The sequence below is a fragment of the Clostridium sulfidigenes genome, from assembly GCF_000732635.1.
Lineage (GTDB): Bacteria > Bacillota > Clostridia > Clostridiales > Clostridiaceae > Clostridium_J > Clostridium_J sulfidigenes.
Window position 1 is genome coordinate 57,280 of record NZ_JPMD01000020.1, and the last position, 6,482, is coordinate 63,761.

Sequence of the window (6,482 nt, forward strand, 5' to 3'; positions counted from 1 at the left end):
ATTTAATATTATCATTAAAATTATCAAATGCCTTTAAACCCTGATAAACAGAACAAATAGTTAACTATTTATATAGTTTCCTATTTATATAGCTTAATATTTATATAGTTTCCTATATAAATAGGAATATTAAGCTTTAAATCTTCTAAGTCTCAATGCATTTAATAATACTGATACTGAACTTAGACTCATAGCTCCTGCAGCTATCATAGGATTTAATAATGGCCCACCAAAAATGTGTAATACTCCCATAGCTACCGGTATTCCTAATACATTATAACCAAAGGCCCAGAATAAATTTTCCTTTATATTTTTAATAGTTGCCTTGCTTAGTTTTATTGCTGATATTACATCCATTAAATCACTTCTCATAAGAACTATATCTGCTGATTCAATAGCTACATCTGTTCCAGATCCTATTGCTATTCCTATATCAGCCTGGGCAAGGGCTGGAGCATCATTAATACCATCACCAACCATGCCTACTCTATTTCCATCAACTTGAAGCTTTTTCACTTCATTTGCTTTATCCTCTGGTAAAACCTCTGATAATACTATATCTATACCAACTTGTTTTGCAATGGCATCCGCCGTTCTCTTATTATCTCCAGTTATCATAGCTACTTTTATACCCATTTTATGCAGACTTTCTATGGCATTTTTACTACTTGCTTTAACAGTATCTGCTACAGCTATAATTCCAGCAGCATTTCCATCTATAGCTATATACATTGGTGTTTTTCCCTCTGAAGCTAATCTATTAGAAGTTTCATCTAAACTTGAAATATTAATATTTTTTTCCATCATAAGTTTTTTATTTCCTAGAAGAATAGATTTTTTATCTATTTCTACTTCTATACCGTGTCCTGGAATAGCATTAAATTTATCAATTACTTTAAGGCTCAAACCTTTTTCCTCTGCATCTTTAACAATGGCTTCACCAAGTGGATGCTCTGATCCCTTCTCTGCACTAGCTGCTAAAATAAGAATTTCTTCCTCTGATTCACCATTAGTTATAATATCTGTAACTTTAGGTTTTCCCTCTGTTATAGTTCCTGTTTTATCAAATACTATGGTTTTTAATTTATAAGTAGTCTCTAATGGTTCTCCACCCTTAATTAAAACACCATTTTCAGCACCCTTTCCTGTTCCAACCATAATGGCAGTTGGAGTAGCAAGACCTAAAGCACATGGGCAGGCAATAACCAGTACTGCAATAAATATAGTAAGAGAAAATATAGGTGTTTCACCAGCAATCAACCAACCCACTGAAGCAATTATAGCAAGACCTATAACTACAGGTACAAAGTAGGCTGATATAACATCTGCTAGTTTAGCAATAGGTGCTTTTGAACCTTGAGCATCTTCTACTAGCTTAACTATTTGCGCAAGAGCAGTATCTCTACCAACTCTAGTGGCCTTATACTTAATAAATCCTGTTTTATTAATACTAGCCCCTATTACACTACTTCCCATAGATTTTTCAACAGGTATGCTCTCTCCTGTAAGCATTGATTCATCTATAGATGTATTTCCTTCTATAACTTCTCCATCTACTGGCAACTTTTCACCTGGTTTTACTAGTACTATATCCCCAACTATAACCTCTTCTACAGGTACTACAATTTCTTTATTATCTCTAATTATAGTTGCTGTTTTAGGAGCTAACCCCATTAAAGCCTTTATAGCTTGAGAGGTTTTACCTTTAGATACTGCTTCTAAATATTTACCTAAGGTTATTAAGGTTAGTATTACTGCAGCAGATTCAAAATATAGATGCATTGCATACTCATGATCCCCTTGCATTATTTTATATATAGCAAATATACCGTATATAAAAGCAGCCAAAGTTCCTATGGATATTAGTGAGTCCATATTAGGACTTAGTTTAATTAAATTTTTAAGTCCTACCTTATAAAACTTATATCCAGCTATCATTACTGGTAAGGTTAGTATCAACTGAATTAATGCAAAGTTTAGCGGATTAGCCATAGGATCTATTATAGATGGAAGATGCATTCCTACCATATGACCCATTGTTATTATTAGTAATGGAACTGTAAAAATTAGGGAAGATATGAACCTTGTAAGTAATTTGCTAGCTTCACTTTTTTCCTCTCCTTGGTTTTCCTTATCTTTTACTTCCTCTTTAATTAACTTATAGCCTGCTTTATCTACCGCAGCTTTTATATCACCATAGGATATCTCATCTTCATTCACTTTAATAGTAAGCTTCTCTGTGGCAAAATTTACTGTAGCATTTTCTACTCCATCTAGTTTTCTAGTTACTCTTTCTACTCTATTAGCACAGGCAGAACAAGTCATTCCTTCTATTTTAAAATTGTAGGTTTTTACATTTTTCTTTACGCCATATCCGGCTTTAACTACAGCTTCCTCAATCTTTTGAGAATTTAAATTTTCCTTATTAAAATCTACAGTTAAAGTTTCTGTAGCAAAATTTACATTTGCTTTTTCAACCCCCTCTAACTTACTAATTGCTCTCTCTACTCTATTTGCACAAGCAGAACAAGTCATGCCTTCTATTTTAAATGATTTATTATCCATGTTTTCACCTTCTTTATTTTGTAATTATCTTTTCTAATATATTATTTATTTCCACAATCTTTTCATCCATATTATTATTTATTGCTGCATCCTTAACACAATGATTTAAGTGTCCTTTTAAAATTTCTAAGTTTGATTTCTTTAATAAAGCTTGTGATGCTAAGATTTGATTAGAAATATCGATACAATACCTCCCCTCTTCTATCATTTTTATAATTCCATCTATCTGACCCCTTGCTGTTTTTAACAATTGCAAAGCTTTTTTTCTTTCTTCACTCATCATTTACCTCCCCTCCCCCCTCAGGGGGTATATCTACATAATAGTACTCTATTTATATATTGTCAATAGGTTAATTTTTTATTTTAATTTAGTTTGCCCCAAAATATAAAAAAATAAAGCACCACCTTTAGTGATGCTCTATCTATTATAAATATTTAGCTAAATATTTTTTTAACGGTATGGAAAGTGGTAATGCTATAGCAATTCCCCCTGCTACTTGAAGTATATTAGCTGGTATATCCTTTAAAGCCACTATAAATCCTTGTCCAATAGTTGGTATTCCATATACAAAGTGATTTAAGCAACCTCCAGCAAGAAAATATCCAAAAATCATAACTATTCCTGCTACAATGAATGCAAATAAGTTATTCCAAAATTTATCTCCTTGATAATCACCTCTATAGGCTATAGCTCCTGCTATATATGCCATAACTCCTTTTATAATAAAGGTAAATGGCGCCCATATATAGTATGGAGAAAACAAATCAAAAAATGTCATACCTATAGCAGCAGCCACAGCTCCTCTTTTTTTTCCTAGTAAGATGGCACATAAAAATAGTACTGCATCACCTATATGTAAAACCGCATTATCTCCCACTGGTATAGCTATAACTGCAGTTGCTATATATGTTAACGCTGCCATAAGTCCTATTTGAACTATTTCAATGATTCTAAAACTATTTCTCGATGCTTTTATTGATGCCTTTTCTTTCATTTAAAGTCCCCCTTTATGATTATACAATATTGTACCCATACAACATATTCAGTATCCATACAATTAAATTATACATTAAATCTAAAGAATTTCAACCTTATTTTTTAATATAAAAGAATAATATTAAATATTTTACACAAAATAATTTTACCTTTGACTTTCAGATCTTATAATCCTATATATTTTTGAGAAAATAGTCAAAAGATCTAACTTATTACTTTACTTGGATGTAGAAAGGATTGACATATATGATGTATCTTCGTTGGTTTGGTAGCTTTTTACTATTGGTAGTTTTAATTGGTTTATTTTTTGTTATGGGAGGAAATTTAATTAATTTAATAATTGCAGTAGCTCTTCTAACTATTGCCATGGACTACATAGAAGAATACCTAACTGTAAAAAATAAATTTAATAGTTAAATAAAAAAATTCCTCAAAGAAACTTGAGGAATTTTTCTATTATTCACCTTTACTAATATTAGATAAAACTAAGCCCTTATTGTGATCTAGTGCCCAACTAATACCCCAATCATTTTGGAATATAAGTAAGTCTCTATCTTTAATATCCTTAACAACTTTAGAATCACTTGTTAAACTTAAATCATCAACTTTACCTTCTAAAGCTTCAATCCATCTAATATTTCTATATGGAAGCATATCCATTTTTATATCTACATTATATTCATTTTTTAATCTAAATTCTAAAACTTCAAATTGAAGAACTCCTACAACTCCTACTATAATTTGTTCTGTTCCTATGTGAAGTTCTTTAAATACTTGAATTGCTCCCTCTTGAGCTATCTGTGTTACACCCTTTATAAACTGTTTTCTCTTCATAGTATCTACAGTTCTAACCCTTGCAAAGTGTTCTGGTGCGAAGGTTGGAATTCCTTCAAACTTAAACTTCTTGCTTGGTGAACAAAGGGTATCACCTATACTAAATATACCTGGATCAAATACTCCTATAATATCTCCAGCATAAGCATTATCAACAATTTCTCTATCTTGAGCTAAAAATTGTTGAGGTTGTGCTAGCTTTATTTTATTTCCACCTTGAACATGATAAACTTCCATACCTTTTTCAAATTGACCTGAACATATTCTCATAAAAGCTATTCTATCTCTATGAGCTTTATTCATATTAGCTTGAATTTTAAATACAAAAGCAGAAAACTTATCATCTGTTGCCTCTATCTTTCCTATATCAGAATTTCTTCCTAATGGAGCTGTAGTTAACTTTAAGAAGTTCTCTAAAAATGGTTCTACACCAAAATTAGTTAAAGCACTACCGAAAAATACAGGGGTAAGTTCTCCAACTCTCACCTTTTCTTCATCAAAGGCATCTCCAGCTATATCTAATAATTCTATGTCCTCAAGTAATTTTTCATATAGACTATCAGTTATAGCCTCTCTAGCTGCTGATTCTTCTTCTAAATCTATAACAGTCTCACTTACTTCAAACTGCCCATGATCTCCAGCTTTAAAAATTTGAATTTGTTTATTATTTCTATCATAAACACCTTTAAAGTGCATACCTGTACCTATAGGCCAGTTTATTGGATATGATTTTATACCCAATTCATTTTCTATCTCTTCCATAAGTTCAAAAGGGTCTCTTGTTTCTCTATCCATCTTATTTACAAAAGTAAATATTGGAATATCTCTCATACTACAAACATGAAATAGCTTTCTAGTTTGATCCTCTACCCCTTTTGCTCCATCAATAACCATTACTGCACTATCTGCAGCCATAAGTGTTCTATATGTATCTTCACTAAAGTCCTGGTGTCCTGGAGTATCTAATATGTTTATACAATATCCCTCATATCCAAACTGCATTACTGAAGATGTAACAGAAATTCCTCTCTTCTTCTCAATTTCCATCCAGTCAGAAACAGCATGCTTAGATGTCTTTCTTGCCTTAACGGACCCAGCTAATCTTATTGCTCCCCCATATAAAAGTAATTTTTCAGTAAGTGTAGTTTTACCTGCATCTGGGTGGGAAATTATAGCAAAGGTTCTTCTTTTCTCTATCTCCTTTATATAATCACTCATTACCTTAACTCCTTTATTTAAATTTAAAATTATCTTCAATTTATATATTATCTCTTTTTAGCACATTTTATATAATACCATATTAATTAATATAAACACAAATATTATTAATGTTTTTATGTATATCACCTTTAAAATTAATACTAAAATTTCAGTTTAAATATCATACTAAATTTATCATTTTTAATTAAATTCTACCAAAATAAAGCAGTAAGATATTTGTATCTTACTGCCATTGTAATAAATATTAAAATAATAAAATATAATTCCACAAATATATAATTATAATTTTAGTATGCATATTGACTTAATAAGCCACTATAAACTACTTGTCCCTTTTCTATTCCATCGAAATCCTCTGGTTTCACTAAAGAAACATCTTTATCAAAGTTTATGATTTTGCCTTCTTTTAGTACGTAAGCCACAAATTGTGAGCATAAAAAATGATATCTTCTTTGATAAGGAATGTGTAACATTATAGCTAAAATTCCTAAAAAATTATATTTATATCTATCATGTTCACTTTCAAATCGATCTATAATCTCTTTAACTTCATTATATTCATCTTCTGTAACACTTAATTCATAAACTCTACAGGATGTCCTTTTATATAGCTTAAATATTCCTCCATCAATTTGTTCTCTAACAAAACCAGCATGAAGTGGAAAATATATTTTTCTTCTTCCAAAGCTATATAATTGCTTTAATTCTTTATCTAAGGCTATAGATGTATGATTATAATTATATCTAGTATATAGCTTTATAGCTCTTGAAAAAAAAGTTCCTGTCTGTGTCAATACAACATAGATTTTTCTATCCACTTAATCACCCCAATTATTATTATTATTATAATAATGTATTAATTCAT

Annotated in this window: 6 protein-coding genes; 1 reads left to right on the forward strand and 5 read right to left on the reverse strand. The window is 30.5% G+C overall.

What is annotated here, in order from left to right:
* Positions 1–129 precede the first annotated feature (129 nt).
* The 3 genes from IO99_RS08655 to IO99_RS08665 form a co-directional block, all read right to left on the reverse strand.
* Complete coding sequence (locus IO99_RS08655; protein WP_035132471.1) at positions 130–2,565, reverse strand: heavy metal translocating P-type ATPase; 2,436 nt, start codon at positions 2,563–2,565, stop codon at positions 130–132.
* Positions 2,566–2,578: 13 nt separating this feature from the next.
* Positions 2,579–2,845, reverse strand: coding sequence for a metal-sensing transcriptional repressor (locus IO99_RS08660; protein WP_035132480.1), 267 nt, complete (start codon positions 2,843–2,845; stop codon positions 2,579–2,581).
* A gap of 145 nt (positions 2,846–2,990) precedes the next feature.
* A complete protein-coding gene (locus IO99_RS08665; protein ID WP_035132473.1) occupies positions 2,991–3,560 on the reverse strand; it encodes an ECF transporter S component in 570 nt (189 codons plus the stop codon).
* Between the two features lie 248 nt (positions 3,561–3,808).
* On the opposite strand from IO99_RS08665, the gene IO99_RS19045 reads away from it, so the two are divergent.
* Positions 3,809–3,979 (forward strand): hypothetical protein, encoded by a 171-nt coding sequence (locus tag IO99_RS19045; RefSeq protein ID WP_156964319.1) that lies wholly within the window; start codon positions 3,809–3,811, stop codon positions 3,977–3,979.
* 39 nt (positions 3,980–4,018) lie between these two features.
* Here the strand turns inward: IO99_RS19045 and IO99_RS08670 are convergent, their stop codons facing one another.
* Both IO99_RS08670 and IO99_RS08675 read right to left on the reverse strand, forming a co-directional pair.
* Positions 4,019–5,614 carry a peptide chain release factor 3 gene (locus tag IO99_RS08670; RefSeq protein ID WP_035132475.1) on the reverse strand — a complete coding sequence of 532 codons (1,596 nt, stop codon included), beginning with the start codon at positions 5,612–5,614 and terminating at the stop codon, positions 4,019–4,021.
* 290 nt (positions 5,615–5,904) lie between these two features.
* The gene (locus IO99_RS08675; protein ID WP_035132476.1) at positions 5,905–6,435 is read right to left on the reverse strand and encodes a hypothetical protein; all 531 of its coding nucleotides are present in this window, start codon (positions 6,433–6,435) and stop codon (positions 5,905–5,907) included.
* Positions 6,436–6,482: the final 47 nt, after the last annotated feature.

What these genes read in the sequence shown, in the direction of transcription:
- IO99_RS08655 (WP_035132471.1), bottom strand. Translation starts at nt 2,565, where the DNA reads ATGGATAATAAATCATTTAAAATAGAAGGCATGACTTGTTCTGCTTGT.
- IO99_RS08660 (WP_035132480.1), bottom strand. Translation starts at nt 2,845, where the DNA reads ATGAGTGAAGAAAGAAAAAAAGCTTTGCAATTGTTAAAAACAGCAAGG.
- IO99_RS08665 (WP_035132473.1), bottom strand. Translation starts at nt 3,560, where the DNA reads ATGAAAGAAAAGGCATCAATAAAAGCATCGAGAAATAGTTTTAGAATC.
- IO99_RS19045 (WP_156964319.1), top strand. Translation starts at nt 3,809, where the DNA reads ATGATGTATCTTCGTTGGTTTGGTAGCTTTTTACTATTGGTAGTTTTA.
- IO99_RS08670 (WP_035132475.1), bottom strand. Translation starts at nt 5,614, where the DNA reads ATGAGTGATTATATAAAGGAGATAGAGAAAAGAAGAACCTTTGCTATA.